The organism is Streptomyces sp. NRRL B-24572 (assembly GCF_002156145.1).
GTDB lineage: Bacteria > Actinomycetota > Actinomycetes > Streptomycetales > Streptomycetaceae > Streptomyces > Streptomyces vietnamensis.
On the sequence record NZ_MWIG01000783.1, the window covers coordinates 1 to 1,478 of the forward strand.

The 1,478-nt window shown below is 76.6% G+C and carries 1 protein-coding gene; it reads left to right on the plus strand.

Translation table 11 applies throughout. The features are described from left to right. On the plus strand, nucleotides 1-1,478 hold a 1,478-nt coding region (murJ, locus tag CCN56_RS35810; RefSeq protein ID WP_107484277.1), incomplete at both ends, for a lipid II flippase MurJ.

Below are 1,478 nucleotides of genomic sequence, written 5' to 3' on the forward strand. Positions count from 1 at the left end.
GCACGCGCGCGCGTGCCCCGTACCGGGGCGCCCGGGGGCGGCGGTTTCCTGGCGAAGGCGGCGGCCGTGACGGCGGGGCTCACCGCGGCCGGGGCGGTGCTCGGGCTCCTGCGGGACCAGATCATGGCCGGGTACTTCGGGGCCGGGGCCGGTACCGACGCGTTCCTGGTGGCGTGGACGGTGCCCGAGTTCGCCTCGACGCTGCTCATCGAGGACGCGATGGCGCTGCTCCTGGTGCCCGCCTTCTCCCGTGCCCTGGCCCGCCGTTCGGCCGGCCTGTCCGACGACCCGGTGCGCGCCCTCGTGCGCGGGACGCTGCCCCGGATCGTCCTCGCCCTCGGTGTCGCCGCCGTCGTCCTGATCCTCGCGGCGCCGCTGCTCGTGGCCGCGCTCGCGCCGGGTCTTCCCGACCCGGCGCTCGCCGTGGACTGCACGCGGCTCACCGGGACCTGCGTGCTGTCCTTCGCCCTGGTCGGGTACTGCTCGGCGGCGCTGCGCGCGCACGGCCGGTTCCTGCCACCGGCGGCGATCTACGTCGCGTACAACGTGGGGATCATCGGCACCGTCCTGGTGCTGCGCGAGCCGTGGGGGGTGCGGTCCGCCGCCGCCGGGGTCGCCGTCGGCGGGGTCCTGATGGTCCTCGTCCAGGCCCCCGCGCTCCTGCGTGAACTGCGGACGCCCCGGCGGCAGATGCCGGCCGCGCCCGCCGCCGCCGGCGGTGAGGGCCGCATCCTGGTCCTCGGGCTCATCGCGCCCGTCGTCGCGTTCTCGCTGTGCCGCCAGTCCCAGACCCTGATCGAGCGGTTCCTCGCCGCGCCGCTGCCCGCCGGCGCCATCTCGCATCTGAACTACGCGCAGAAGGTCGCGCAGATGCCGATGATCCTCTCCCTGATGCTGTGCACGGTCAGCTTCCCGGTGGTCGCCCGCGCGCTCGCGGCGGGCGACCCGGAGGCGGCCCGCCGCCGGGTCGAGCGGGATCTGCTGCTCGCCGCCGTCGTCGTGCTCGTCGGCTCCTCGACGGTGATCTCCGCCGCCCCCCGGATCGTCGAACTGCTCTTCGAGAGGGGGGAGTTCACCGGCGCCGACACCAGCGCCACCGCCGCCGTCATGCGGGTGTACGCGCTCGGCCTGCTCGGCCAGACGATGGTCGGCGCCCTCGTCCGCTGCTACTTCTCCGCCGCCCGTCCCCTCTGGTACCCGGCCGCCGCCATGGCCGCGGGCCTCGCCACGACCGCCGCCGCCGGCGTCCCCGGCGCCCACCACTGGGGCGCGGTCGGCATCGCCGCCGCCAACGCCCTCGGCATCACCCTCACCGCCGTCCTGCTGCTGCGGGGCGCGCACCGCCAGGCCGTCCCGATCCACGTCGGCCGCCTCGGCGAGGGGCTGCTCCGGCTCGCCACCGCGAGCGCCTGGGCCACCGGCGCCGGCTGGCTCTGCCAGCTGGCGATCGGCTCCGCCGTCCTCGCCGTCACCGTCGC